We start from the raw sequence: 24,718 nt of genomic DNA on the forward strand, positions 1-24,718 counted from the left end.
TTTTCCCTATAAAGATGCAGACAAAAGACCTCTTTATAGCGAGCATATTTCCCACATTATATCAACAGGCACCAATGAGGTCCGAAGGTTTTTTGGAACTTTGCGGGAGTGATCTCATCGCTAGACGTCTCAAGACAATTGTGAGTTCAGACATCATCTAAAACGCGCTTTCAGTTTTTGGTCCAAATCGAAAGACCTGCGTTCCGTCGCAGTCAAAAGCGCTTTGTGAGCGGGGTGAACCGTGAGTTGGTGGACTTGAAAGATTCAACATAGTCAAAATGTTGCCTGCAAGGGGGCACCCATTTTATTGAAACGATCAAAACCAACCTAACCCGTCCTGTCTGTTTATTCGGTCCAGTTCGAAACGGCAGGTTAGGTTGCACAGAAGAGAGGCAGGCGTGTCCAAAACCCGCCGGAGCTTAACTTTAGTCAAGGTAAAGCTACCTCTGCTGCCCCACTTTATAACCCACATACCGGACCGAGCTTCACCCGCCGACCGACACACGAATCGACGCACGTCTTCGATGGTCGTCTGGGGGACAGGCTTGGCCAATAGCCATCCAATAGGACGAGCGAGACGACATATGACCGGAAAAGTATCCCTGATTGGCGCAGGCCCCGGAGACCCAGAGCTTTTGACCCTCAAAGCCGAGCGCCTTTTGCGCGAGGCGACATGCGTTGTTTATGACCGGCTTGTGTCTGATGAAATCATCGCCATGGCCAACCCGGATGCGAAGATGGTGTTTGTCGGCAAAATGCCGCAATGCCACGCCGTTACCCAAGATCGCATCAACGAAATCCTCGTCGAAGAGGCCCAGGCCGGACATCGCGTTGCCCGCCTCAAAGGCGGTGATCCTTTGATCTTTGGCCGTGGATCCGAGGAGGCGGCGATTTTGCAAGCCCAAGGGATTGAGATCGAATACGTGCCGGGGATCACCGCAGCGCAAGGGGCATCGTCTATCACTGGTGTGCCGCTGACCCATCGCGGGCTGGCCACCGGCGTACAATATGTCACCGGCCATCGTCAGGCGGACAAGCATCTCGACCTCGATTGGAAGCGGCTCGCCAACCCTGATACGACGCTGGTGGTTTACATGGGTGTTGCAAATATTGGTCAGATTGCCGTTGGCCTGATGACCGAAGGCCTACCCGGCTCGACCCCGGTTATGGCAATTTCCAAAGCCACAAGCGTTGATGAGCGTCGCATGGTGTCCTCCCTCGCCAATATCGCCGCCGATGCCCGCGATGCCGGGCTGAAACCCCCAACATTGTTTATCATCGGCAAGGTTGTGTCGCTCTATGGCGCGCAAGGGCTGCCGTTGGAAAACGAGGCGGCGGAGGTCGCCGCACATGGCTAAGCTTCTGAGCATACTCATATTTTTGGCGACGCCGGTGTTGGCCGATCCCATTGATCCGGTCGCACTAGAGCGTTTTGTGATCCAAGACTGCGGTTCGTGTCATGGCCTGACGCTCAAAGGCGGGCTTGGTCCCGACATCCGCCCGCAAACCATTGAACACTACGATATCGGCGTTCTCCAAGACGTCATTCTTGACGGCGTTCCCGGCACTCCGATGCCCCCTTGGCGCCCCCTTTTGACCGAGGCCGAAGCGGCCTGGATTGCTGAATATCTTCTCAAAGGAGAAGCCCCGTGAGACTTCTAAACACCGTTTGCGCCCTTGCTTTGGCGCTGGGCACCTCTGTGTCCGCAGACACAATCGCCACTGGCGATCTTGGCCTGATCATCGAACGCGCCACCGGCTCTGTTTTGTTGGTCGACCAATCCGAACGCGCCTCTTTGGAACGTATCGAGGGGCTTGGCGATCTCTCTCATGCCAGCCTTGTCTACTCCTCTGACGAACGTTTTGCCTATGTCTTTGGCCGTGATGGCGGATTGACCAAGGTCGATATTGTCGAGCGCAAGATCGCAAACCGTGTGGTCCAGGCTGGCAATTCCATCGGTGGCGCGATTTCCGATGACGGGAAATTGGTCGCTGTCTCTAATTATGAACCCGGCGGCGTGCGCATTTTTGATGCCGACACGCTGGTGTTGGTCGCCGATATTCCAACCGATAGTAAAACCATCGGATTGGTTGACGCACCCGGCTCTAAGTTCGTCTTTACCATGTGGGATACCGGTGAGACTTGGATCGCCGATATGTCGTCGGGTAAGGCGGACATCACCAAAATCCCCGATATGGGCGATCGCCCTTATGATGCCTTGGTGACCGCCAATGGCCGCACCTACATCACCGGATTGTTTGGCGAAGATGGGCTAACCGCACTGGACCTTTGGGCCGAAAAACCGGAGCCGATCCGGGTGTTGCCCAACTATGGCCGCGGACAAGAAGAAATGCCGGTCTACAAGATGCCCCATCTCGAAGGTTGGGCGCATACCGGTGGCGAATTTGTCCTGCCTGCGGTGGGTCATCACGAAGTGCTCTGGATCGATTCCGACACATTGCAAGAAACCGGGCGCACCAAGACATATGGCCAACCGGTTTTCGCAATGGCGCGCCCAGATGGGCGGCAGGTTTGGGTCAACTTTGCCCACCCGCACAACGACACCATTCAGGTAATCGACACCGTGACAAAACAAGTCGTGCATGAATTCAAACCCGGTCCGGCGGTTCTCCATATGGAGTTCACCCCGCGTGGTCACGAGGTTTGGTTAAGCGTCCGGGATGCCGGAAAAGTGGCGATCTATGACACCCAAAGCTTTGAGAAAATGGGTGAATTCGAGGCTGATAGCCCCTCGGGAATCTTCTTTACCGCGCGTGCGCATCGCACCGGTCTTTAAAGGGATATGACTATGATCCGTTCTCTTACCTTCGTGCTTGCGGCGTCAATGTCGTTTGCCGCACTGGCACAGGCTGATCCGCGTGCCGACTATGTTGAGTTTTGCTCCGACTGCCATGACGCCAACCGTCTTGGCGGTACCGGCCCGGCTTTGATCCCACAAACCTTGAAACGTATGCGCGGCCCCAAGGTCGAAGCGGTTATTCGCGACGGTCGTGTGACCACCCAGATGCCGGGTTTTTCCGAAGACCTGAGCGAAGAGCGTATCGCCGAACTGGCTGCCTACCTCAAAACGCCGCTAGAGGCCGTGCCGCCATGGGGCGAAGAGCAGATCATGGCCAGTCGGGTGATGGACGAAGATTATGCGTCGGTAGACGCGCCGGTTTGGTCCTCTGATCCGATGAACATCACGCTGGCCGTCGAAACCGGCGATCACCATGTGTCGGTTTTGGATGGGGATACCTTTGAGGTGCTTGACCGTTTTGCCACGCCGTTTGCGGTGCATGGCGGACCGAAATTTGACCCCAACGGTCGGTTCGTTTTCATCATGTCGCGCGATGGTTGGGTGCAGAAGTACGATATTTGGGCGCTGAAACAGGTGGGCCGTGTCCGCGCCGGTTTGAACAGTCGCAACATCGCGATGAGCGGCGATGGCAAGTGGCTGGCGGTGGCCAACTACCTGCCCAACACGCTGACCATCCTATCAACGGATGATCTTTCGGTGGCCGAAGTGCATGACGTCAAAGGCAAAGATGGCACGCCGAGCCGGGTTTCCGCCGTCTATCAGGCCCCCCCACGCGAAAGCTTTGTCCTCGCGCTCAAGGATGTGCCGGAAATTTGGGAAGTCTCCTATAGCAAGCACCCGGACCTGAACTATTTTGCCGGCGGATTGGCGCATGATTGGAAGATCGAAGGGCCGGTTCCGCAGGACACACGCTTTCCGATCCGTAAAATCACCACGCCTGATTACCTCGACGATTTCTTTTTCGATCAGACCTATGAATACGTTATGGGTGCCTCGCGCAAAGGCGAAGATGGCTTGGTGATCGACCTCGTGATCGGTCAAAAAGTTGCGGATCTAGAGCTGGCCGGCATGCCGCATCTTGGCTCTGGCATTACTTGGCAACACGGCGACAGCACCGTGATGGCCACCCCGCACCTCAAAGACGCGACCATTTCGGTGATAGATATGGAGACGTGGAAAACTGTCAAAACCATCCCGACCGAAGGCCCTGGTTTCTTTATGCGTAGCCATAAGAATTCCAAATATGTCTGGGCGGATGTGTTCTTTGGTCCGAACAAGGATGTGATGCACATCATCGACAAAGAAACGCTTGAGATTGTGAAATCCATGCGTCCCGTTCCCGGCGCGACCGTTGCCCATGTGGAGTTCACCAAAGACGGTAGCCACGCATTGGTTTCGGTTTGGGAGGATGATGGCGAGGTGTTGGTTTATGACGCGGAAACATTGGAAATCGTCAAGCGCCTGCCCATGCGCAAACCGTCGGGCAAATACAATGTCTGGAACAAGATCACCTTCGAAGAAGGAACAAGTCACTAAGGTTTAGCTTGTGTGAGATTGCGCGCCCTTGAAAGGGGGCGCGGTGAAAGGGGCTAGCCCCTCTTGCCACAACGCGGCAATTCACTCCGGGATATGTCGGGAAAGAAGAAACATTGGAGGTGGATGTGATTTGTGTCATGCCTGAACCGGGGCGAGGCACAGAGGCGCTATGTTAAGACACATTCATCATGCAGCGATCATTTGCAGCGACTATGGCGTGTCGAAGCATTTCTATTGTGACATTTTGGGGTTGTCTGTGCTGGCCGAAAACCACCGATCCGAGCGGGATAGTTGGAAGCTTGATCTGGCTCTTCCGGATGGAGGTCAGATTGAGCTATTTTCCTTCCCAAACCCGCCTGCTCGCCCGTCGCGACCCGAGGCTCGGGGCCTGCGCCATCTTGCATTTGCAGTTGATAATCTTGATGCGGTGGTCACGCATCTGGGTACCCATGACATCGCCGTCGAAGACATCCGCGTCGATGAATTCACCGGCGCACGGTTTGCGTTTTTCGCCGATCCCGACGGTTTGCCGCTTGAGCTTTACGAAGTCTAATCCGGCAGGTCGCGCGGTTTTCCCGTCTCATCCAAAGCGATAAAGACAAAATCCGCGTCTGTTACGGTAGTTCCGGCTTCTTCGCGCATCGGTCGGGCCCAAGCTTCGACATGGATACGCATGCTGCTGCGCCCGGTTGATCGCAAGGTTGCCGTCAATGTGACTTCATCGCCAACCTGTACGGGCGCGCGAAAATGCATCGCTTCAACCGCAACTGTCGCCACGCGCCCCTTGGCCAAACGCGCCGCGAGGTTCGAGGCCGCGAGGTCCATTTGCGCCATCAGCCAGCCACCAAAGATATCACCGGACGGGTTGGTATCGGCGGGCATTGCAATGGTGCGAATGGCCAAAATGCCACTGCCGTCCGATCCGGTGAAATCCTTGTCCTGCATATCAGCGGCCTTTGAATTCGGGCGCGCGTTTTTGCAAAAACGACGCCACACCTTCGGCGTAGTCATCACTTTCGCCACAGGTTTTCATGGCATCGGCCTCGGTTTCTAGATGGTCTGACAGGCTTGCCGTGGCGGCCTCTTGAATACACATCTTGGTCAACCCCATGCCAAGCGTCGGTCCGTTGGCCAGTTGTGAGGTCAACGCGCGCGCTTCCTCCATTAGATCGGCATCGGGATAAGCGTGCCAGATCAGCCCCCACTCGGCCGCCTTTTGCGCGGGTAAAGGCATCGCGGTCAGTGCCAACCCCTTGGCGCGCGCCTCGCCGACCAGATGCGGCAAATGCCAGCTGCCGCCGGTATCCGGGATCAACCCAACCTTGGAAAAGCTCTGAATGAACTTGGCACCGTGACCGGCCAAAACGATGTCACAGGCCAAAGCAAGATTGGCCCCGGCCCCCGCTGCGACGCCGTTCACGGCGCAAACCACCGGCAGTTTCATACCCCGGATCAGCCGCACCAAAGGCGCATAGAAGTCGCGAACGGTTTTGCTCAGGTCCGGCTTGCCCGTCATTTTGCTTGGGTCACGATCTCCCAAATCCTGCCCGGCGCAAAACCCGCGACCGGCCCCGGTTAGCAACACGGCCCGCGCCCCGCCGTCGCGCGCAGCTTCTAGGGCGGCGCGCAGGGCCAAATGCATTTCTTCGTTGAAACTATTGAGCTTGTCCGGGCGGTTCAGGGTGATCTCTACCCAAACGCCATGATCCTCAATCTTGATTGTGTCCGACATGATCCCTCCTCAAAACGCCGTCATTGCGGTGTCGATCTCTGCACGTACCTTGGTGACGGCCTCCTCCTTGACCGGGCCAAAGCCGCGAATATCCATGACCAAACCGGCAATGCGAGCGGCCTCGACATGGTTATCCGCGTTCAACCCCTTTGTCAGGCGCTGCAAAAGGTCGCGATACTCTTCGATCAAGGCGCGTTCCATCCGTCGTTCCGCCGTGCGCCCAAAGACATCAAGCGCCCCGCCGCGCAGGGTTTTCATCCGGGCCAAAGCTTTGAAACCCACCCGAACCCATGGGCCAAAGGCGCGTTTAACTGGCCGTCCACGGGCGTCCAATTTTCCCGACAAAAGTGGCGGGGCAAGGTGGTGTTTAATGGCGAAATCCCCCTCAAATCGGTGCTCTAACCCCTCAAGAAACCCGGTTTCCAGATGCAGCCGCGCAACTTCATATTCGTCCTTGTAGGACATCAGTTTGAACAGACCTTTGGCCGCTGCTTCGGAGAGATCACCGGCACGACCCAACACGCGGGTTTCGGCCTCTTTTACCTGATCGATCACGCGGCGATACTCATGCGCCCAATCCGCATCCTGATACTCGGTCAAAAACCCGGCCCGGCGCGATATCATTTCGTCCAAGGACAAAACCGGCGTGCTAGGAAGATCGGCGACGCGGGCAACGGCATCGGGCGCGGCGACAAAAATCCGACCCCATGTAAAGGCGGCTTTGTTTTGGTCTGGTTTAACTCCGTTTAGCTCAATCGCCCGCATCAACGAGGCCTCGCTTAGCGGAACTAGTCCGGCCTGCCACGCCGCACCAAGCATCAGCACATTGGCGTAGACCGTGTCACCCATCAAAGAACCGGACAAGGCATTGGCATCCAAACTGCGTAGGCTTTGCCCGTCGATGCCGGCGGCTATGCGGTTCAACCGGTCGTTTGCGCGCAGATCGGCATTGCGGTTGCGGGTGAAATCGCCGGTCGGCATCAGCGCCGTGTTCACCACGCCCCGCGTATGCCCCTTGCGATAGGTGGCCGAAGCCTTGGGGGATGAACTAACCACAAGATCACAGCCGATCAGAGCATCAGCCGAACTTGGCTCGGTACGGGCCTGATTGACCTCGGCCTCGGTTTTGCCCATGCGAATATAGCTTAGGACCGGGCCGAATTTCTGGGCAAATCCCATGAAATCCAGAACGCTGGTGCCTTTGCTTTCTAGGTTGGCGGCCATTGCGATCAATTGGCCAACTGTCACAACCCCGGTGCCGCCTACGCCGGTGACAAGGATGTCGTAGGGCGTGTCGAGGCTCGGCAATTCCGGGGGGGACAGGCGGGCCTTGAGGGTTTCAAACTCTGCTGTGTGGCCATCTGCGCTGGGCTTTTTCAACGTGCCGCCTTCGACGGTCACAAAGCTAGGGCAGAAGCCGTTTACACAGGTGAAATCCTTGTTGCAGGAGTTCAGGTTGATCTGACGTTTGCGACCAAATTCGGTTTCCAAGGGCTCAACGCTAAGACAATTGGATTCAACTCCGCAATCGCCACACCCTTCGCAAACAAGTGGATTGATGACCGCAAATTTCTTTGGGTCCTCCAACTTGCCACGCTTGCGCAAACGGCGTTTTTCGGTGGCGCAGGTTTGTTGATAAATCAGGATCGTAGTGCCGGGAATGTCGCGCAATTCCCGTTGAATGCGATCCATTTCCGAGCGGTGCAAAATCTCGACCCCCGATGGGAAATCGGCGCGGTCAAATTGTTCGGGATGATCTGACACAACCACAACTTTGACGGCCCCCTCGGCCACCATGGATTTGGCGATCGCTTTGACTTCAATCGGGCCGTCCACGGTTTGGCCGCCGGTCATCGCCACCGCATCGTTGAACAGGATTTTATAGGTGATATTGGTGTCCGCCGCGATGGCCTGACGCACTGCCAATGACCCGGAATGGTAATAGGTGCCTTCACCCAAGTTTTGGAAAACATGCTTGTTTCCATTGAACTTTGAGCGGGCAACCCAATTCACCCCTTCGCCACCCATCTGGATAAGCGATGTGGTGTTTCGATCCATCCAACTTGCCATGAAGTGGCAGCCAATCCCGGCCATAGCTTGCGACCCATCGGGCACCTTGGTTGATGTATTGTGCGGACAACCCGAACAGAAATACGGCGTGCGTGCCGCCCCGTCGACGGCGATAAGGTTTGGAGCAGGCACAATGCTTTCGGCCGTGTCAGAGAGCTTGAGATCAAAGTTCAGATCAAGCCGCGCCGCAATGATTTTGGCGAGCATCACCGCACCAAGTTCATGCGTCCACGGGATCAAGCGATTGCCGTTCTCATCCCGTTTGCCAACCATCCGATCGGGTTTTTGACCGGGGAAATCATAGAAGTATTCCTTGAGCTGGCTCTCGATAATGCCGCGCTTTTCTTCGATCACCAGTAATTCTTGTTTGCCTGAGGCGAATTTCAAAGCACCCACGTCTTCAAGCGGCCAAACCATGCCGACCTTGTAGATATCCAAACCCAGATCCGCAGCGCGCGCCTCATCAATCCCAAGCAAACGCAGCGCTTCTAGCACGTCGAGGTGGGATTTGCCGGTGGTGACAATGCCAAACCGGGCCTCATCATGCCCCCACTCAACGCGGTCAATTGGGTTGGCACGGGCAAAGGCAAGCACGGCGTTCTTTTTGGCCTCCATCCGCTCTTCAATCTGCGGTCCGGGCAGGTCGGGCCAGCGATAGTGCAAGCCTTCGGCGGGTGGGGTGAACTCCGGGTCCTCAAACACGCGGTCGTCGGGCAACTCAAACGACATGCCGCTTTCAACGGTTTCGGAAATCGCCTTGAACCCAACCCACATGCCGGAAAACCGCGACAAGGCATAACCCCATTCGGCAAAGGGCAGGAACTCGGCCACATTGGCGGGGTTCACGGTTGGCATGAAGAAATTCATGAAGGCGACATCGGATTGATGCGGCATGGAGGACGAGACGCAACCGTGGTCATCCCCGGCCACAACCAATACGCCGCCCTTGGGGGACGAACCATAGGCGTTGCCGTGCTTGAGCGCATCCGCAGCGCGATCCACGCCCGGCCCTTTGCCGTACCAGAGGCCAAAGACCGCCTCGACTTGCTTGTCCGGGTCGGTTTCAACCTGTTGGGTGCCGATCATTTGGGTGGCCCCAAATTCTTCGTTCACTGCCGGGAGGAATTCGACCCCGGCTTCGGCGACCAATTTGGCGTTTCGCCCAATTTCCAGATCAATGCCCCCCACAGGCGACCCGCGATAACCAGACACATAACCGCGTGTGTTCAGCCCGTTGGCCTGATCGCGCCGCGCCTGATCTAACGCGATCCGCACAATCGCTTGTGTTCCGGTCAAAAACACCCGGCCTTTGGTTTTGGTGTAGCGATCCGTAAGCTCGTAGTCGGTTAGGATTGGCGTTTGATCTGTCATGCTGGTCCCTTGAGGTCTGTTCAAAAGGGCGAATTGCCCGCGCGTCCGGGAATTTTAACCAGTATAGCAGGTTTGATTGTTCAAAATGGTGCGGAGGATGGTTGAAAGTGAAAGTCATATTTCAGTAATGTGGCTCACATGACTGAACTCAATCACATGACTGATCTCGACAAACGCATCCTTGATTTGTTGCAGCGTGACGCCTCGGCCTCGATGGCGGATTTGGCACGTCAGGCCAACACATCACCGGCAACCTGTTGGCGCCGGATCAAAGCGCTGGAAGAGGCCGGGATTTTGGGTCGGCATGTGCGCCTTGTCGATCCGGCAAGTGTCGGGCGCAAGATGGACGTGTTTTGCCAAGTGCGCATGAAAGCGCAGGACGCGGCATCACGGGCGGAATTCAAACGCGCCATGGAGTTGGAACCAACCATTGTCGAAGTCTATTCGATTTCCGGCGAATGGGATTACCTTTTGCATCTTTTAGTTCGGGACATGGCGGATTTTGAACAAATCCTGATGCGTCGGGTTCTGGAACATGACAGCGTGTCCGGCACCAATACGATTTTCGCGCTCAGCCGAGTCAAACACGTTACCGAGGTGCCGGTTTAAGGTGCGGGTTGATCTTGCGATCAGCGCCTGCGGCGGGCGGGTGTGTGGCGCAGCCCCGTCCCGAGGCAAGCTCGAGAACCCTCGGGACATTTTGAGAAAGAAGAAGCCAAGGGTTCGAGGCTGAGCCGGGCTTGCCAAGGGCGCAACCAATTGTTTTAACCAAACGGTGAAATTAGAGGGCCGGGTATGACCGACATTGCCACACGCGTTTGGAACCACAAATGGAAGATTGATCCGATCGTCCGGTCCCTCATTGATACGGATTTTTATAAGCTGTTGATGTGCCAATCTGTGTTTCGCAACAATCGCGACACGCAGGTGACCTTTAGCCTGATCAACCGATCCAAGCATGTGCCGTTGGCCCACCTGATTGATGAAGGTGAGCTGCGCGAGCAGTTGGATCATATCCAATCACTGTCTCTAAGCCGGGGGGAAAGCACCTGGCTGCGCGGCAATACGTTTTATGGCAAGCGCCAGATGTTCCGCCCAGATTTCATGGAGTGGTTCGAGAACATGCGGTTGCCGAACTACAATCTGGAACGGGTGGGCGACCAATATGAACTGACCTTTGAGGGCAGTTGGCCCGAAGTGATGCTTTGGGAAATTCCGGCTTTGGCGGTTTTGATGGAGCTTCGCGGGCGATCGGTTCTAGACCAGATGGGCCGGTTTGAATTACAGGTGCTTTATGCCCGCGCGATGACCAAACTTTGGGAAAAGGTCGAAAAATTGCGTGCTGTTCCCGAGTTGCGAATTGCCGATTTTGGCACCCGTCGGCGACATAGTTTTTTGTGGCAAGATTGGTGCGTTCAGGCGATGGGCGAGGGGCTTGGCAATAGTTTTGTTGGCACGTCGAATTGTCTAATCGCCAAGAACCGCGACCTTGAGGCGATTGGTACCAATGCCCATGAATTACCTATGGTTTACGCGGCCTTAGCTAAGGATGACGTGGCGTTGGAGCGGGCACCCTATGATGTTTTGGCGGATTGGCACGAAGAGCATGACGGCAACCTTCGCATCATTTTGCCCGACACCTATGGCACCGAAGGGTTCCTGCGCAATGCGCCGGATTACCTTGCTGGCTGGACCGGTATTCGTATTGATAGTGGCGATCCTGCAACCGGGGCAGAGGTCGCGATTGATTGGTGGAAGTCGCGTGGAGAAGACCCGACCAAAAAGCTGGTGATTTTCTCGGACGGTTTGGATGAGACCAAAATTTTGGAACTGTACCAACAGTTTGCAGGCCGCGTTCGCGTGTCCTTTGGCTGGGGTACATTGCTCACCAATGATTTCCGAGGACTTGCGCCAGACGACGGTCTTGCGCCGTTCAGTCTGGTTTGCAAGGCGATCAAGGCCGATGGCCATCCAACGGTGAAATTGTCGGACAATCCGAACAAAGCCATGGGCCCGGCCGAGGAAATCGCCCGCTACAAGCGGGTCTTTGGCGTTGGAGACCAGACGGCGATGGATGTCGTGGTGTAACCCCTTGATGGGGGCAATCGGTACAAAACCCTGTGCAAATAGGACATATTGCCAAGCCGCAATGTCATAGCAGGGCTTTGCCGCTTTTCATGTGGCAAGCGCTTGGGTAAGCACGTTTTCAATAGGAGACGGATATGACCAAGATTGAGCCAAAATCAGGTATCATGGACATCGACCTTTATGTCGGGGGCAAGGCGCATCTCGACGGGGTTTCCAATGTGATCAAGCTAAGCTCGAACGAAAACCCGTTCGGGCCAAGCCCAGCCGCGCAAGAGGCTGTGAAACGCTGTGTGCATGAGCTGCATCGCTATCCGTCCTCGGATCATATCGAGCTGCGCAGTGCGCTAGCCGAGGTTCACGGTTTGAAGGCAGACAACATCATTTGTGGGGCCGGTTCGGACGAGATCATCACCTTCCTGTGCCAAGCCTACGGTGGGCCGGGGGCCGAGGTTGTCTATACCGAACATGGCTTTGCGATGTATCGGATATGCGCGCTTGCCTCCGGGGCGACGCCGGTTGTTGTCAAAGAGCGCGACCGTGTGACCGATGTGGATGCGATCCTTGAAGGGTGCACCGAGAATACCAAGCTTGTGTTCATCGCCAACCCCAATAACCCGACTGGGACTATGATTGGCATGGCTGAAATCGAACGTCTGGCCGAAGGGATTCCAGACCAAGCGTTGTTGGTTCTCGACGGGGCCTATGCCGAATATGTCGACGGCTATGACGGCGGGGCCAAGCTTGTTGAAATGCGCGACAATGTTGTGATGACCCGGACCTTTTCCAAGCTATATGGCTTGGGTGGATTGCGGATCGGCTGGGGCTATGCCCCGCGTGAGGTGATTGATGTTTTGAACCGGGTGCGCGGGCCATTCAACGTGTCCAACACGGCGCTTGCCGCGGCCGAGGCATCGGTACGTGACGTCGCCTATGCCAACAAGTGCCGGGACGAAAATACCCGTTTGCGGGCGTGGCTGTCCGAGGCATTGGCCGAGCATGGGGTGCAATGCGATACCTCAACTGCGAACTTCGTTTTGGCGCGCTTTGGCTCTCCGGAAGAAGCGCAAGCCTGTGACGCTTATCTGCAAACTCAAGGGCTTATCGTCCGTCAGGTCGGGGGTTATGGCCTGCCCAATTGCTTGCGAATCACGGTTGGTGACGAACCGGCCTGCCGTCAGGTTGCCCATGCGGTGGGGCAATTTAAGGCCGGTGCCAGATGAGTGAACCATACAAACGCGTGGCGTTGATTGGGCTTGGCCTTATTGCGTCGTCGATGTTCTGGGCGATGAAGCGCGCCGGGAGCACGGCCCATGTCACAGGCTATGCTAGGTCACAAGAAACCCGCGATACGGCGCGGCGTTTGGGCCTGTGTCATAACGTGTGTGATAGCGCCGAAGAGGCGGTGAAAGACGCCGATCTCATCGTTCTTGCCGTTCCGGTTGGGGCGATGGGCCCGGTGATGGAGCAAATCGCGCCGCATCTGAAACCGGGGGCGACGGTGTCCGAAGTTGGCTCGGTCAAGCGCACGGTGATCGAGGTGATCACGCCGCACCTGCCAAGCGACGTACATTTTGTTCCCACCCACCCTATGGCCGGAACTGAACATTCCGGCCCGGATGCGGGGTTTGCTTCGCTGTTTGACAACCGCTGGTGTCTTATTGTTCCGACCGAAGGGAGTGATGAGGATGCTGTTCAACGTGTTGAAACATATTGGAAATCGCTAAGGGCCAATACGGAACGGATGGACCCGGAACATCACGATATGGTTTGTGCCGTCGTAAGCCATATCCCGCACCTGATCGCCTATACGATGGTTGGCGTGGCCGATGATCTCAAACGTGTCACCGACAAAGAAGTCATCAAGTTTTCCGCCGCTGGTTTTCGCGATTTCACCCGGATTGCCGCCAGTGATCCGACCATGTGGCGCGATGTGTTTTTGACCAACAAAGACGCCACAATCGAGGTTTTGGGCCGCTTCACCGAGGAGTTGATGGCGCTGCAACGGGCCATTCGCACCGGCAACGGTGAGCAGCTTCATGCCTATTTCACCCATACCCGCGCCATCCGCCGTGGCATTCTTGAGGCCGGTCAGGATACAGATGCACCAGATTTTGGCCGAGCAAAGGTGGACCGGTGAAATATTGGGTTGGGGTGACATGTGTTTTACTGGCGCTAAGCGCCTGTGGTGGCGAGGAAAAGAGCTCTAAGGCGGAGAGCGATATTGAAGGGGTGCGCGAATTCCTGAGCACTGCGTTTTCTCAAGACGATCCCGAGGCAACCAGCCCCGGTCTTTGTGGTGATCCGGCCCTTCAGGGTGAGATCGTTGGCAAGGTTCCCGGACGAATTTCGGGCTGTGGCTTGGACAATGCAATTCGTTTGCAATCTGTGGCCGGTGTGCCGCTTAGCCAAGCGGCGACAATCAATTGTGAAACGGCTAAGGCATTGAAAACATGGGTGAACAACGGTGTTCGCCCGGCTGTTGGCAAACAGGGTGGCGGGCTGTCTGGTTTGCGGGTGGTGGCGCATTATTCCTGTCGGACACGCAACAACCAGCCCGGTGGCAAGATTTCGGAACATGGGCGCGGCAAGGCGATTGATATCGCGGCGGTGCAATTGGCGGATGGGTCTGAAATGTCGGTCCTAAACGATTGGGGGCGCGGCAAAAAAGGCAAAGCCCTACGTGAAATGCATACGGCGGCCTGTGGACCATTCGGAACCGTTTTGGGGCCGAATTCGGATCGCCACCACAAGGATCATTTTCATTTTGACACCGCCAGCTATCGCAGCGGGTCTTATTGCAAATAGACATGAAAAGGCCGGGGGTCGGGCATGATCATCGAAATCCGCCACTATACGCTACATCCCGGCCGTCGTGACGAGTTTGTCGATTACTTTGAGCGGGTTAACCGCCCTGCGTTGCGCGATGCCGGGATGTTGGTTTTTGGACCAATGCGAGATTTGGATGACCCGAACAAGGTGCATTGGATGCGGGCCTTTGCGTCACTTGAGGCGCGCGAGGCGATCAAGAATGGCTTTTATGACGGGCCGGTCTGGAACACCAAAATCGAGCACGAGGTTATGCCGATGATTGCCCATTTCGAGGCGGATGTCGTCGAAACAACCGGTGGATTCGAAGGGTTTGACGGCCAGCCCACGCTTTAATTTCAGCCTTTTGTTAACCGTGATGCAAAGCGTTACGCCTCTTGGTCAACAGGGTGATTGTGGCGCGATCGGTCGCAAGCGAGATAGCTTTTTCAAAGCATGTGATTGCTTCAGCAACCTGGCCAATCTCTGCCAAAAACGTGGCCCGCGCCGCCCAATAGGGTTGAAACCCGGTTCCAGCTTGGCCTTGCATGGCGTCCAAAGCATCTAGCCCAGCTTGGGGGCCGTGCAGCCGACCAATAACAGCCGCCTGAGCAACAAGGGCCCCAAGCGACGGGGCGATTTGAAGCAGTGCGTAATAAAGCTTGTTCAAGGCCTCCCAATCGGTTTGACCACTGTCCTTTCGCGCGATGTGGACGGTTTCGATGGCCGCCTCAATCTGAAATCGCCCAACAGTGGCCTTGGTGTAGGCACGCGCAAGGGTTTGTTTTCCATAGAAAATCAGTCGTCTATCCCAAAGCGAAGTGTCCTGATCTTCGGTTGAAACAAGGGTTTGGTTTACAATGCGCGCATTGGCGCGGGCATGGCTTAGCGCGATGAGCGCAGCAAGGGCCAAACCTTCGCTATTCTCGGGCATCAGTTTTGTCATGAGGTCCGCCAGATACAAGGCTTCGTCGCCCAAATCATCCGCGGGATTGAGCCAATCATAGGCGTGCAACCCGTAAATCGCCTCGTGAATGGTCGTGGCGCGGGAAGGGAGAACCGCAGCATCCGGGATATGAAACGGTATACCGGCGTCACGGATTTTGGCCTTGGCACGGCCCAAGCGTTTGGTCAAAGCGGTCGGTGAGACAAGAAACAGGCGGGCGATGGTTTTGGCCTCAAGCCCGAGAACGGTTTGCAGCATCAATGGCACATGAAGGTCGGACGCAATTGAGGGGTGCGCGCAGACCATCAAAAGCGCCAGCCGTTCATCGGGAAACAGTCCGGGCGATGTGTCATCGGCGGGCATATCGGGGATTTCGTCCTTGGTCGGGAATTGAGTTTGATGACGCTGGCGATCGGTGAGCCGATTGCGCGCCGTTGTTAAAAGCCACGCGTCGGGATTGTCGGGAACCCCGCGCGTCGGCCATAGGTCGAGCGCCTGAACAAAGGCATCGGCAAGCGAGTCTTCGGCCAAAGCAATGTCATGGGTTCGAGACGACAAATAGGCCAGCAATCGGCCATAGGAGTCCCGCGCCGCCATCTCGGCGACGCGGGCAGAAGATGTCATTCTGACCCCATGGCCGAGGCGCGGATTTCGACCTTGCCAACTTTGGCCGCCGGACATTTTTCGGCCCATGCCATGGCGGCGTCGAGATCGGGCACGTCAATGACGAAGAACCCGCCAAGTGTTTCTTTGGTATCGGCAAAGGGGCCGTCCTGGACCTGTTTTGTGCCGCCTTTGAGCGACAGGGTGGTGGCGGTGTGAACCGGCTGTAGCCAATCGGTGTCGACAAAAACGCCGGCCTCGTTGAGGGCACCGATATAGGCACCGTAGACTTCTTTTTCGGCTTCCCAATCCGCAGGGGTCATATCGGCAAGATCAGCAGGGTCGGTGTATAGCAAGAAGGTGTAACGCATTGTATTGTCCTCTTTAAAAGAAATCAGGTGGCGGCGGCGAGATTGGCCAACCCTTGGTCGAAAGTTTGACCGACCATCTTGTCCAAGAAAAGCCCAAACACGCGAGCGACGGGGTTAAAACCGAGATCCATATCCATGCGCCAGATCACGCGGGTTCCATCATTGGTTGGGGTGGCGTGGATGGATTGGACCGGTTGCCCCATCGCACCAAGATCGATGTCATAGCGCACATGAGAGGGGCTAACTTCAGCGATCGTCTGGCTGCCCTTGCCGTCTTTGCCGTCAAAGTGAAAGCCCGCGCCGATGCCCTTTGTCGGGCCAAATGGGGTGATGGATAGATTGGGGTCAACGCTTTTGTAGGGGTTAAAGGCTTGGTATCCCTGCGTTGATGTGGCGAGGGCCAGAACTGCATCCGGTGTGGTCGCAAGGGTGCTTTGGCGTTCAACATGGATGTGTCGGGGGAGTAGCATTGTGCCCGCTGCGGAAATGGCAACAACGCCGAGCCCGCCAAGCAAAAGTGTCCAAAGTGTCATGAGTTCCTCTTTCGGTGTAAGCAAAGGCAACAGCGCCTTCACCAACATGACGAACGAGATCGCGGCCAATGGACATCCGCGTGAAATTTTTGTTGAAAACGGAAAAGGGCGGGATGATCCCGCCCTTTCGGTGTTTAGTCTTCGGCTGGTTTTTCGCCGGTGTCCGGCGCCTTTTCGGCAGCTGGCTCTGACGGTGGCGGCGTGTCACCAAGCAGACCCGAGACGGTACCGTCCATCGTCAGACCCAACTCATCCCCGAGCTTTTTCAGCGCCGGCATCTGCACGGCCATGCCCATGATGGAATCGAGCGCTTGGTTGACCGGCGGCTTATCACCGCCTGTGCCGTTTCCCGACGCACCGCCGTTTAAGCCACCGACTTGATGAATGCGGATCGAGTCGATCTTTTCAGCCGGCTTGACCGCTTCGGCCAAGACTTTCGGCATCGCTTCGAGACGGGCCAATTCAACCTTCATTGCGATCAATTCGGTGCTAAGCGCGTTCTCGGCATCGGTAATCGCGCGTTTACCTTCGGCTTCGGCCAGCATGTCTTGCTTTTTGGCTTCGGCACGAATGGTCAGCGCATCCGCATCGGCCTGGGCCTCTTCGCGGCGGGCATCGGCGCGGTCTTGTGCGGCGTCCTTCTCGGCGGTTGCAGCAAGACGAATCTTGGTCGCTTCTCGCTCCGCTTCTCGGGCGGCTTCGATCAAGGCGATCTGCTTCTTCCGCTCCGCTTCAGCAACCTGCTGGGCGGTGACTACGGCTTCGTTGGCCTTGGTCGCTTCGGCACGGGCAAGGTCGGCGGAGGCGCGGGCGCGGCTTTCCTCTTCGGACTTTTGCGCGATGATGATCTGGCGTTCCTGATTGGCAACCTCCAGCTCACGCTCTTTGGCGATCTCGGCCTCTTGAACGGCACGTTCCTTGGCGATTTCGGCGTCGCGGATTTTGCGTTCCCGCTCAATATCTGCCGATCGAATAGATTCCTCGCGTGCAATCCGAGCGCGTTCGGTTTCGCGGACCGAGTCTTCCATACGTGCAGCAATCTCAGCCTCTTGGGCGGCCTTCATGGTTTCGATCTGCTGCTGCTGCTCGATGCGGGCTTGCTCTTCGTCCTGACGGATCAAAAGGCTTTGGCGTTCCGCTTCCATCTCGGCGCGGCGCACAGCAACCTGAGCATCGGCATCAATCTGGGCGCGTTCCTTCTTCGACGTCGCAATCACCTCGGCCAATTTGCGCATACCAACGGCGTTAAAGGCGTTGTTTTCATCAAGCGCTTCGAACGGTGTTTGGTCGAGCGCGGTCAAGGACACAGCTTCTAGTGACAGACCGTTTTTGGTCAGATCTTCGGAAACGGCATTTTGCACTTCTTGTACAAAATCGGCGCGGTTTTCATGGAGTTCATCCATGGTCATCTGCGCGGCCACGGCCCGCAAACCGTCAATAAGTTTGCCTTCGATCATCTCGCGGAGCTGATCAACGTCAAAGGTGCGATCACCCAAGGTTTGCGCAGCACGGGCAACGCCTTCGTCGGTAGGCTGCACCGACACGTAGAATTCGACGCCGACGTCAACGCGCATCCGATCCTTGGTGATCAAGGCGGCTTCTGCCTCGCGGGTCACTTCGAGCCGCAAGGTTTTCATGTTGACCGGGCTGATTTCATGCAGCAAGGGCACAACAATCGCACCGCCATCCATGATGACCTTTTTGCCGCCAGCCCCGGTTTTAACCAAGCTGACTTCGCGTGTGGCGCGACGATACAAACGGCCCAAGACAAGGCCGAGGACGATAAGGAAGGCGAGAACAGCGCCAACCAGAAAGAGAAGTGTTGTTAAATCCATTATGTCTCCTAACTCGTTGAAAAATTCAGGTGGGGAGCGGCACCAATAGGTAGCCGCCCTCATATCTATGTCGCAGGACCAAGACTTCGGTGCCCTGCGGAATCTGCGCCTCGTCCCGAAGCGGTTCGGCACGCAGATAGTGGATGTTGCCGTAACGATCCGTGACACGGACCTCGGCGGGGCGACCGCGGGTGGCGGTGCCTTGGGTGACAACGCCCTGACGACGGCCAAGATGGCGTTCAGAAAGGGCTTGGGTTTCGGTTTTCGGGATCAGACGCGCAAAGAGCGCACCAAAATGCCGGGCGAAAAAGATGGCCACAAAAGCCGCTGGAAGGGCCACGATCCACGCGGGCGCAGTACCTCCAAAGACACCGGCGATGAGGTTTTGTAAAACCACACCGGTGATACCAAAAGCCATCAGGATTGAGGCCAGCCAGATCAGCATTGGCATTTTGCCAAAGCCAAGCCATGCCGCGAGACCACCGGTATTGCCAATACCATCGGGCGTGTCCGTCTCGATTTCGACATCAGCAAAATTGGGCAATTCCAAATCGGCCGCGTCGATATCCATCCCATCAAGATCAATCTCAAGGTCCAGATCGCCAATATCCATATCCGGCCCATCAATATCGGGCCCGTCAATGTCAGCACCGTCGCCACCGGCCCCCAATAGCGTGGCCCCCAGCAAGGCAAAGACAAGTTCAAGGGCCATCAGGCCAAATAGAATAGCAAGCGAAATGGTGAACGGGATGAACCCGTCCGAAAGCAATTGATCGAACATGGTTTCCTAACGGATAGATTGTGTATTCATTGGTATACAATGCATATGGGGTCCTCACGAACCCGTTACAAGGGCTTGATGCGAATTACTCGCAACAATGGTGCGCAGGGTGAGCCTGCCCCAAAAAGTTAACCTGCGGAAGACAGGAATGCCTTACCGGCGATTAATTTGGGCCTTTTGGGGGGCGTCTTCCTTTTCAAGAGAAGCGGAGTTCGACGCAGTTCAGTTCATAGTAAAAATAGGCCCAACTTGTTGCCAACACGAGGCCGATGAGAAAGCAGGTGATCGCCAAACCCCTCTTCTCAAATCGCATCAAAAGGACGGAAACTGCGAACCCAGTCAGGACAATAGCCCAACTTTCCAAGTCTAGGAATGTCGAACGCAGACAAAGATCGTAGTCCATTTTACCTTCCCGGTGTCACGAAAACCCTGCTGACCCCTCATCTTGAGGGTGTTTTGCCAGATGCTTGGCTTTGATCGCCTCAGATGTGTCGCGCGATCCGTCATGGGACCAGCCGGGGGGCGCGACGCAATACATCCAGCGATCATACCATGTGATGCCGGGTTGGGTGACGTCTTTCCAAATGCCAACCCACTCGTGAAACGCCACGCGGATCGGGTTAAAAGTGCCGAGGTTATGCACAAGGCCGTAATCGACCTTTTCATCGTCCTGTTCGGGGACAAAGGTGCCAAACATTTTGTCCCATATAATAAAGACACCGGCATAGTTGCAGTCGAGATAGCGCGGATTGCGACCATGGTGAACGCGGTGATGGCTCGGTGTGTTCATGATGGCTTCGAACCAGCGGGGCATTTTGCCGATCGCTTCGGTGTGAATCCAGAACTGATAAATAAGGTTCAAGCCGCCGCAGAACAGAACCATCGCCGGGTGAAACCCAATTAGGATAAGCGGCGCGCGCACCACCATCATAAAGGTAAAGGTGTAGGTCCAGGTCTGACGAAGCGCCGTGGTGAGGTTGTAGTGCTGGCTTGAATGGTGGTTCACATGGCTTGCCCAGACCCAACGGACGCGGTGGCCAAACCGATGCACCCAATAATAGCGTAGATCGTCGAGAACAAAACAAAGCAGGACAACCAAAGCCGACGTTCCAAGGTCAAAGGGGGTGAGTTCCCACAGAAAGGTGAAAAACCCCCAAGCGATAAAACCAAGCGCAATGCCCGACGCGACATTGCCCGCCCCCATGATCAAAGACGTGACGGCGTCGCGGGTTTCATAACGCCCACCGCGTTTTTGCGTATGGATCCACAGCAGCTCGGCCAAAATGGCGGCGATGAAAAACGGCACCGCGAGTTGGACAACATCAGGGTAAGTCAGATCGCTCATGTGCAGGCTCCGATCAGGGCGGACCATTGCGCGGTCTCGGCTTTGGTGAGGGTCAAGGTGGCATGCGGGGCACTATAGTCGGGTAGATCAATGCGCAGGCCGGTGTCCGTTGGCGACAGGTTTGCCTTGGACAGCAAACGGGCGGTGCTATCGGCCCCCATTGCCCAAACCAAGCCCGGCCCTTGTGCGGTTGTCACCAATGCGCCATTGCCTGATTGGCAGAGGGTCACGACACGCACCGGTGTTTCGGGAAACTCCCGCGCCCAAGCGGCGATGACATCCTGTTCGGTTTGAAACCGTTTCGAGGTCGACATGCCAAGCCATTTGGTCAGCATCGCGATGCCCGCGATACCGAGAACCACAAGTGTCACGAGAATTGATAACGGCATGGCCCCTCCTGATGCTCTAGTCTCCAAGCCAAAACCCCAAATTGTCAAAGACGTCGTAGCGTAAACCGGGGAGGTGGCCATCTTGGTTTGGCCACAATTGTTCAAAATTGCCGAAAACAGAACCGAGATGAAGCCGATTCCGCCACCTGATTCTGTGTGTTCTTTCATGGCTTGGGCGGAACATTGGTGGCTATTGTCGCCCGGGCCTCGACAACCTGAGCGATAGCCTTGGATTGTCGCCTTGGCGTGGTGCAATAGGGCGATTGTGGCAAAAACCTGTTGCGTGGTGCCCCGATTTCGCCCAAATCTATCAACCATTGGGTGGGGGCCCATGACCTGAGAGTAGCAAGAATGCGCAAGTTGATCATCGCCCTGGCCTTTAGTCTTTCTGCAATGTTCACTGCATCTATCGCGTCTGCTGACATTACATGGCGCGCGGGTGAGATGGGTGTGGGGTCGGTCATGGTGATGAAGGATCGCACCGGGGCCATGACCCATGTAAAGCGCGCATCCCATGGCGGACGTCATGTGTTTGATCTCTTTGCAGGGCAGGGCAAAGGCGCAGAGTTTTTGGGCAGCTACAAAGTCAATGATCGCGGTGAAGTCACCGAGACCGTTGCCATCGACGGGGCGGTCACAACCTATGCGCCGCACCGTTGCAACCGTTCGTTGGGCAAATGCCAATTCACCGTAACCCATTCAGACGGTTATATCGAAACCCGCACCCGTGTTACCGAAGCCACCCGTGGTGGGTTGCGCTATTGGGAATATGGGGCGGATGGTCTGATGGCCGAAGGCGCAATGCAGCTGGATCAGCTGGGCGCAGCAAAAAGCGGTTGGAAGAAGGGGCGCAGCAAACGCAAGACGCGCACGCGCCGTATTATGATCGCCCTCAAGTAATTCTCTCTCTCAGAGAAACGGGGTGGCCATCGGGTCACCCCGTACTATTTTGAGCCATCCAAAAACTGGCCGCGTCTCCCGTCGACCTTGCTTGCGAAAAGGTAGCTGTATCAATCCCGAGGCGTTCCTTCTATGTCTGTGCGGAATTGAAAAGGACGGACAATGCCCAAATCGAAGAAACCCAAGGTAAAACGCGCCGGTGCGAACCCAGCTCAAAAGCCGGCTTGGTATCAAGCGTTCAACAGTTCAGGCGGCAAACACGCCGATCGGCCTGTTCAAGCCGGTAAAAAAGCTAAGAACAAGTCATGATATGTCAAAGCCGTCCGGACACCCTTGTAGCAAACGGGTGTTCCGGGACGGGTTTGAAGATAGAGATTCTAGGTCGTATGCTTGGCCGGTTTATTCCGCTGGCCCCATCAGCGCCGCTAACACGGCCTTGGCGCTGTCAGATGACCAATCGGCATCGCCGGTCATGCGACCGACCTCGTTGCCATCAGGGTCAAGGATCACCGTCGCGGGTAGGCCCAAAACACCCATGCCGCGCGACAATTTCGATTTCGGATCGCGGTGCAGCGGCAGGTTGGTGACGCCGATATCCTCAAAGAAGGCCTTCATCGCCGGGGGCGGATTGCGCGAGGTGGCGATGGTGATGACCTCAAACGTATCGCTGCCCATCTCGGTCTGAAGCTCGGAAAGCATGGGCATTTCCTTGCGACAGGGTGCGCACCATGTGGCCCAGAAATTCACCACAAGCCATTTTCCCTGCCAATCGGATAGGTTCAATGGTTCCCCTTCAAAGGTCATAAAGTCGGCCATCTCACGGGTTTTTGGCTCGGAATGAAGGATTAGTTTCTTCATATCGCCGGTCCGCGCGGCGGTCGCAGCCGCCACATCAGCGAAGCCAGGATTTGCAAGCGCCATCGTCGCAGTATACAGCAACGCAAGACCCAGATTTTTCATATTTCCTCCGAAGGACAGCTCATGTCGGATACTTCCTCAAACCAGATGTGGGGCGGCCGCTTTGCCGCCGGGCCGGATGCGATCATGGAGGCGATCAACGCCTCGATCGGATACGATCAGCGGATGGCGGCACAGGATATCGCCGGTTCAAGGGCCCACGCCGCCATGTTGGCCGCCCAAGGCATTATTAGTGATAGCGATGCAAAGGCCATTCGGGAAGGCTTGCTCACGGTCTTGTCAGAGATCGAGAACGGTGAGTTCGAATTTTCCACGGTGCTAGAAGACATTCATATGAACGTCGAAGCGCGTTTGAAGGCCTTGATTGGCGAACCAGCGGGCCGTTTGCACACGGGCCGGTCGCGAAATGATCAGGTTGCGACAGATTTCCGCCTTTGGGTGCGGGATCAGCTGGATGCGGCGGAAAAGGGTCTGCTCGCCCTGATTTCCGCGCTGGTGGATCAGGCCGAGGCGGGGGCCGATTGGGTGATGCCGGGCTTTACCCACCTTCAAACCGCGCAGCCGGTGACATGGGGGCATCACATGATGGCCTATGTGGAGATGTTCGCGCGCGATCTATCCCGCGTGCGCGATGCCCGCGCGCGGATGAACGAATCGCCTTTGGGGGCTGCGGCGCTTGCGGGCACTGGTTTCCCGATTGACCGACATATGACGGCGGAAAGCTTGGGCTTTGATCGTCCGATGGCCAACTCGTTGGATGCGGTTTCGGCGCGGGATTTCGCGATTGAGTTCCTATCGGTGGCGTCGATTTCGGCCATGCACCTGAGCCGCTTTGCCGAGGAATTGGTGATCTGGTCAAGCGCGCAGTTCCGGTTTGTGACTCTGTCGGACCGGTTCTCCACCGGGTCAAGCATCATGCCGCAAAAGAAGAACCCCGATGCAGCGGAGCTTATCCGCGCCAAGATCGGGCGGATCTTCGGGGCCAATGTTGCACTGATGATGGTGATGAAAGGCCTGCCACTGGCCTATTCCAAGGACATGCAAGAAGACAAAGAGCAGGTCTTTGACGCGGCGGACAACTGGATGCTGGCCTTGGCGGCGATGGAAGGCATGGTCAAAGATATGACCGGCAATCGCGAGGCTTTGGAAGGTGCTGCATCGGCTGGTTTCTCAACCGCGACCGATCTTGCCGATTGGCTGGTGCGCGAAACTGGGCTACCCTTTCGGGATGCGCACCATGTGACGGGCGCGCTTGTCGCCTTGGCCGAGTCCAAAGGCTGCGACCTGCCGGACCTTAGCCTTGAAGACATGCAGGCGGAAAATTCGGCGATCACCGACGGGATTTTTGACGTTCTGACGGTGCATAAATCGGTCGCTTCACGGATGAGCTATGGCGGCACAGCCCCAGCGCGGGTGCGCGAACAAGTGACCCGCTGGAAGGAGGTGCTTAAATGAAGACAGTGATGATTGTGGCGCTGTTGGCCTTGTCGGCCTGCAGCCTCGCCGGGTGTGGCGCAGATGGCGCGCCGATACGACCGGGCGAAGACACAACCCAGTAAGATTGCCAAAAAAGTGAGTAGCCCCGGTTCTAGATGAGCCGGGGCTTTTGCGTTGCGGGCGGAGCCTCCGGTGGGGATATTTTCGGAAAGAAGAAAACCAAGGGTTTTTTCGCC

The 24,718-nt window shown here is 56.4% G+C and carries 24 protein-coding genes; 13 read left to right on the forward strand and 11 right to left on the reverse strand.

The genetic code is table 11. The features are described 5' to 3' along the window. The first annotated feature begins 584 nt into the window (after window positions 1-584). The 5 genes from cobA to gloA2 all read left to right on the forward strand — a co-directional run bounded on the left by cobA (window position 585) and on the right by gloA2 (window position 4,911). Window positions 585-1,358 carry a uroporphyrinogen-III C-methyltransferase gene (gene cobA, locus AC5EFR_RS09965; protein WP_299936248.1) on the forward strand — a complete coding sequence of 258 codons (774 nt, stop codon included), beginning with the start codon at window positions 585-587 and terminating at the stop codon, window positions 1,356-1,358. Further along, on the forward strand, window positions 1,351-1,653 hold the full coding sequence (locus AC5EFR_RS09970) for a c-type cytochrome (RefSeq protein WP_493575678.1): 303 nt from the start codon (window positions 1,351-1,353) through the stop codon (window positions 1,651-1,653). The genes cobA and AC5EFR_RS09970 overlap by 8 nt, the downstream gene beginning before the upstream one ends. Next, complete coding sequence (locus AC5EFR_RS09975) at window positions 1,650-2,798, forward strand: cytochrome D1 domain-containing protein (RefSeq protein ID WP_493575679.1); 1,149 nt, start codon at window positions 1,650-1,652, stop codon at window positions 2,796-2,798. The genes AC5EFR_RS09970 and AC5EFR_RS09975 overlap by 4 nt, the downstream gene beginning before the upstream one ends. Before the next feature lie 12 nt (window positions 2,799-2,810). Beyond that, window positions 2,811-4,358 carry a cytochrome D1 domain-containing protein gene (locus AC5EFR_RS09980; protein WP_493575680.1) on the forward strand — a complete coding sequence of 516 codons (1,548 nt, stop codon included), beginning with the start codon at window positions 2,811-2,813 and terminating at the stop codon, window positions 4,356-4,358. A 169-nt stretch (window positions 4,359-4,527) separates the two neighbouring features. After that, the gene (gene gloA2, locus AC5EFR_RS09985) at window positions 4,528-4,911 is read left to right on the forward strand and encodes an SMU1112c/YaeR family gloxylase I-like metalloprotein (protein ID WP_493575681.1); all 384 of its coding nucleotides are present in this window, start codon (window positions 4,528-4,530) and stop codon (window positions 4,909-4,911) included. Here gloA2 and AC5EFR_RS09990 read toward each other — a convergent pair. Genes AC5EFR_RS09990 through AC5EFR_RS10000 form a run of 3 tightly spaced genes read right to left on the reverse strand, consistent with a single transcriptional unit; the run spans window position 4,908 to window position 9,531 of the window. Continuing rightward, a complete protein-coding gene (locus tag AC5EFR_RS09990; protein ID WP_493575682.1) occupies window positions 4,908-5,303 on the reverse strand; it encodes an acyl-CoA thioesterase in 396 nt (131 codons plus the stop codon). The two genes, gloA2 and AC5EFR_RS09990, sit on opposite strands and share 4 nt — an antisense overlap. Before the next feature lies 1 nt (window position 5,304). Continuing rightward, window positions 5,305-6,090: a 2-(1,2-epoxy-1,2-dihydrophenyl)acetyl-CoA isomerase PaaG gene (gene paaG / locus AC5EFR_RS09995; RefSeq protein ID WP_493575683.1), complete on the reverse strand. Its 786-nt coding sequence runs from the start codon at window positions 6,088-6,090 to the stop codon at window positions 5,305-5,307. 9 nt (window positions 6,091-6,099) lie between these two features. Next, complete coding sequence (locus AC5EFR_RS10000) at window positions 6,100-9,531, reverse strand: indolepyruvate ferredoxin oxidoreductase family protein (RefSeq protein WP_493575684.1); 3,432 nt, start codon at window positions 9,529-9,531, stop codon at window positions 6,100-6,102. Between the two features lie 138 nt (window positions 9,532-9,669). On the opposite strand from AC5EFR_RS10000, the gene AC5EFR_RS10005 reads away from it, so the two are divergent. From AC5EFR_RS10005 to AC5EFR_RS10030, 6 genes are all read left to right on the forward strand, one after another. Continuing rightward, window positions 9,670-10,140, forward strand: coding sequence for an Lrp/AsnC family transcriptional regulator (locus AC5EFR_RS10005; RefSeq protein ID WP_493575685.1), 471 nt, complete (start codon window positions 9,670-9,672; stop codon window positions 10,138-10,140). A gap of 186 nt (window positions 10,141-10,326) precedes the next feature. Further along, window positions 10,327-11,619, forward strand: a complete 1,293-nt coding sequence (gene pncB, locus AC5EFR_RS10010) for a nicotinate phosphoribosyltransferase (protein WP_493575686.1) — start codon at window positions 10,327-10,329, stop codon at window positions 11,617-11,619. Window positions 11,620-11,753: 134 nt separating this feature from the next. Continuing rightward, window positions 11,754-12,839 (forward strand): histidinol-phosphate transaminase, encoded by a 1,086-nt coding sequence (hisC, locus tag AC5EFR_RS10015; protein ID WP_493575687.1) that lies wholly within the window; start codon window positions 11,754-11,756, stop codon window positions 12,837-12,839. Beyond that, on the forward strand, window positions 12,836-13,756 hold the full coding sequence (locus AC5EFR_RS10020) for a prephenate/arogenate dehydrogenase family protein (protein ID WP_493575688.1): 921 nt from the start codon (window positions 12,836-12,838) through the stop codon (window positions 13,754-13,756). Before hisC ends, AC5EFR_RS10020 begins: the two co-directional genes overlap by 4 nt. Continuing rightward, a complete protein-coding gene (locus tag AC5EFR_RS10025) occupies window positions 13,753-14,424 on the forward strand; it encodes an extensin-like domain-containing protein (protein ID WP_493575689.1) in 672 nt (223 codons plus the stop codon). The genes AC5EFR_RS10020 and AC5EFR_RS10025 overlap by 4 nt, the downstream gene beginning before the upstream one ends. 24 nt (window positions 14,425-14,448) lie before the next feature. Next, complete coding sequence (locus AC5EFR_RS10030) at window positions 14,449-14,781, forward strand: putative quinol monooxygenase (RefSeq protein WP_493575690.1); 333 nt, start codon at window positions 14,449-14,451, stop codon at window positions 14,779-14,781. Between the two features lie 13 nt (window positions 14,782-14,794). Here AC5EFR_RS10030 and AC5EFR_RS10035 read toward each other — a convergent pair whose 3' ends face one another. The 7 genes from AC5EFR_RS10035 to AC5EFR_RS10065 form a co-directional block, all read right to left on the reverse strand. Then, window positions 14,795-15,994, reverse strand: coding sequence for an RNA polymerase sigma factor (locus tag AC5EFR_RS10035; protein WP_493575691.1), 1,200 nt, complete (start codon window positions 15,992-15,994; stop codon window positions 14,795-14,797). Further along, entirely contained in the window at window positions 15,991-16,344 is a 354-nt protein-coding gene (locus AC5EFR_RS10040; protein WP_299921767.1) for a YciI family protein, read from the reverse strand. Before AC5EFR_RS10040 ends, AC5EFR_RS10035 begins: the two co-directional genes overlap by 4 nt. A gap of 23 nt (window positions 16,345-16,367) precedes the next feature. Further along, a complete protein-coding gene (locus AC5EFR_RS10045) occupies window positions 16,368-16,877 on the reverse strand; it encodes an SRPBCC family protein (protein WP_493575692.1) in 510 nt (169 codons plus the stop codon). A gap of 134 nt (window positions 16,878-17,011) precedes the next feature. Next, a complete protein-coding gene (locus AC5EFR_RS10050) occupies window positions 17,012-18,712 on the reverse strand; it encodes a flotillin family protein (protein WP_493575693.1) in 1,701 nt (566 codons plus the stop codon). A gap of 25 nt (window positions 18,713-18,737) precedes the next feature. After that, window positions 18,738-19,493 (reverse strand): OB-fold-containig protein, encoded by a 756-nt coding sequence (locus AC5EFR_RS10055; RefSeq protein ID WP_493575694.1) that lies wholly within the window; start codon window positions 19,491-19,493, stop codon window positions 18,738-18,740. 418 nt (window positions 19,494-19,911) lie between these two features. Beyond that, window positions 19,912-20,838, reverse strand: coding sequence for a sterol desaturase family protein (locus AC5EFR_RS10060; protein ID WP_493575695.1), 927 nt, complete (start codon window positions 20,836-20,838; stop codon window positions 19,912-19,914). Continuing rightward, the gene (locus tag AC5EFR_RS10065) at window positions 20,835-21,227 is read right to left on the reverse strand and encodes a hypothetical protein (RefSeq protein WP_493575696.1); all 393 of its coding nucleotides are present in this window, start codon (window positions 21,225-21,227) and stop codon (window positions 20,835-20,837) included. The genes AC5EFR_RS10060 and AC5EFR_RS10065 overlap by 4 nt, the downstream gene beginning before the upstream one ends. 351 nt (window positions 21,228-21,578) lie before the next feature. On the opposite strand from AC5EFR_RS10065, the gene AC5EFR_RS10070 reads away from it, so the two are divergent. Then, on the forward strand, window positions 21,579-22,127 hold the full coding sequence (locus tag AC5EFR_RS10070) for a hypothetical protein (protein WP_493575697.1): 549 nt from the start codon (window positions 21,579-21,581) through the stop codon (window positions 22,125-22,127). A 399-nt stretch (window positions 22,128-22,526) separates the two neighbouring features. On the opposite strand, the gene AC5EFR_RS10075 is transcribed toward AC5EFR_RS10070, so the two are convergent. Beyond that, entirely contained in the window at window positions 22,527-23,087 is a 561-nt protein-coding gene (locus tag AC5EFR_RS10075) for a TlpA disulfide reductase family protein (RefSeq protein WP_493575698.1), read from the reverse strand. A 21-nt stretch (window positions 23,088-23,108) separates the two neighbouring features. Between AC5EFR_RS10075 and argH the strand changes: the two genes are divergently transcribed. Then, the gene (gene argH, locus AC5EFR_RS10080; protein ID WP_493575699.1) at window positions 23,109-24,500 is read left to right on the forward strand and encodes an argininosuccinate lyase; all 1,392 of its coding nucleotides are present in this window, start codon (window positions 23,109-23,111) and stop codon (window positions 24,498-24,500) included. Window positions 24,501-24,718 lie beyond the last annotated feature (218 nt).

The organism is Pelagimonas sp. (assembly GCF_058892305.1).

What these genes read in the sequence shown, in the direction of transcription:
- cobA (WP_299936248.1), top strand. Translation starts at nt 585, where the DNA reads ATGACCGGAAAAGTATCCCTGATTGGCGCAGGCCCCGGAGACCCAGAG.
- AC5EFR_RS09970 (WP_493575678.1), top strand. Translation starts at nt 1,351, where the DNA reads ATGGCTAAGCTTCTGAGCATACTCATATTTTTGGCGACGCCGGTGTTG.
- AC5EFR_RS09980 (WP_493575680.1), top strand. Translation starts at nt 2,811, where the DNA reads ATGATCCGTTCTCTTACCTTCGTGCTTGCGGCGTCAATGTCGTTTGCC.
- gloA2 (WP_493575681.1), top strand. Translation starts at nt 4,528, where the DNA reads ATGTTAAGACACATTCATCATGCAGCGATCATTTGCAGCGACTATGGC.
- AC5EFR_RS09990 (WP_493575682.1), bottom strand. Translation starts at nt 5,303, where the DNA reads ATGCAGGACAAGGATTTCACCGGATCGGACGGCAGTGGCATTTTGGCC.
- paaG (WP_493575683.1), bottom strand. Translation starts at nt 6,090, where the DNA reads ATGTCGGACACAATCAAGATTGAGGATCATGGCGTTTGGGTAGAGATC.
- AC5EFR_RS10000 (WP_493575684.1), bottom strand. Translation starts at nt 9,531, where the DNA reads ATGACAGATCAAACGCCAATCCTAACCGACTACGAGCTTACGGATCGC.
- AC5EFR_RS10005 (WP_493575685.1), top strand. Translation starts at nt 9,670, where the DNA reads ATGACTGAACTCAATCACATGACTGATCTCGACAAACGCATCCTTGAT.
- pncB (WP_493575686.1), top strand. Translation starts at nt 10,327, where the DNA reads ATGACCGACATTGCCACACGCGTTTGGAACCACAAATGGAAGATTGAT.
- hisC (WP_493575687.1), top strand. Translation starts at nt 11,754, where the DNA reads ATGACCAAGATTGAGCCAAAATCAGGTATCATGGACATCGACCTTTAT.
- AC5EFR_RS10020 (WP_493575688.1), top strand. Translation starts at nt 12,836, where the DNA reads ATGAGTGAACCATACAAACGCGTGGCGTTGATTGGGCTTGGCCTTATT.
- AC5EFR_RS10030 (WP_493575690.1), top strand. Translation starts at nt 14,449, where the DNA reads ATGATCATCGAAATCCGCCACTATACGCTACATCCCGGCCGTCGTGAC.
- AC5EFR_RS10035 (WP_493575691.1), bottom strand. Translation starts at nt 15,994, where the DNA reads ATGACATCTTCTGCCCGCGTCGCCGAGATGGCGGCGCGGGACTCCTAT.
- AC5EFR_RS10040 (WP_299921767.1), bottom strand. Translation starts at nt 16,344, where the DNA reads ATGCGTTACACCTTCTTGCTATACACCGACCCTGCTGATCTTGCCGAT.
- AC5EFR_RS10045 (WP_493575692.1), bottom strand. Translation starts at nt 16,877, where the DNA reads ATGACACTTTGGACACTTTTGCTTGGCGGGCTCGGCGTTGTTGCCATT.
- AC5EFR_RS10050 (WP_493575693.1), bottom strand. Translation starts at nt 18,712, where the DNA reads ATGGATTTAACAACACTTCTCTTTCTGGTTGGCGCTGTTCTCGCCTTC.
- AC5EFR_RS10055 (WP_493575694.1), bottom strand. Translation starts at nt 19,493, where the DNA reads ATGTTCGATCAATTGCTTTCGGACGGGTTCATCCCGTTCACCATTTCG.
- AC5EFR_RS10060 (WP_493575695.1), bottom strand. Translation starts at nt 20,838, where the DNA reads ATGAGCGATCTGACTTACCCTGATGTTGTCCAACTCGCGGTGCCGTTT.
- AC5EFR_RS10065 (WP_493575696.1), bottom strand. Translation starts at nt 21,227, where the DNA reads ATGCCGTTATCAATTCTCGTGACACTTGTGGTTCTCGGTATCGCGGGC.
- AC5EFR_RS10070 (WP_493575697.1), top strand. Translation starts at nt 21,579, where the DNA reads ATGCGCAAGTTGATCATCGCCCTGGCCTTTAGTCTTTCTGCAATGTTC.
- AC5EFR_RS10075 (WP_493575698.1), bottom strand. Translation starts at nt 23,087, where the DNA reads ATGAAAAATCTGGGTCTTGCGTTGCTGTATACTGCGACGATGGCGCTT.
- argH (WP_493575699.1), top strand. Translation starts at nt 23,109, where the DNA reads ATGTCGGATACTTCCTCAAACCAGATGTGGGGCGGCCGCTTTGCCGCC.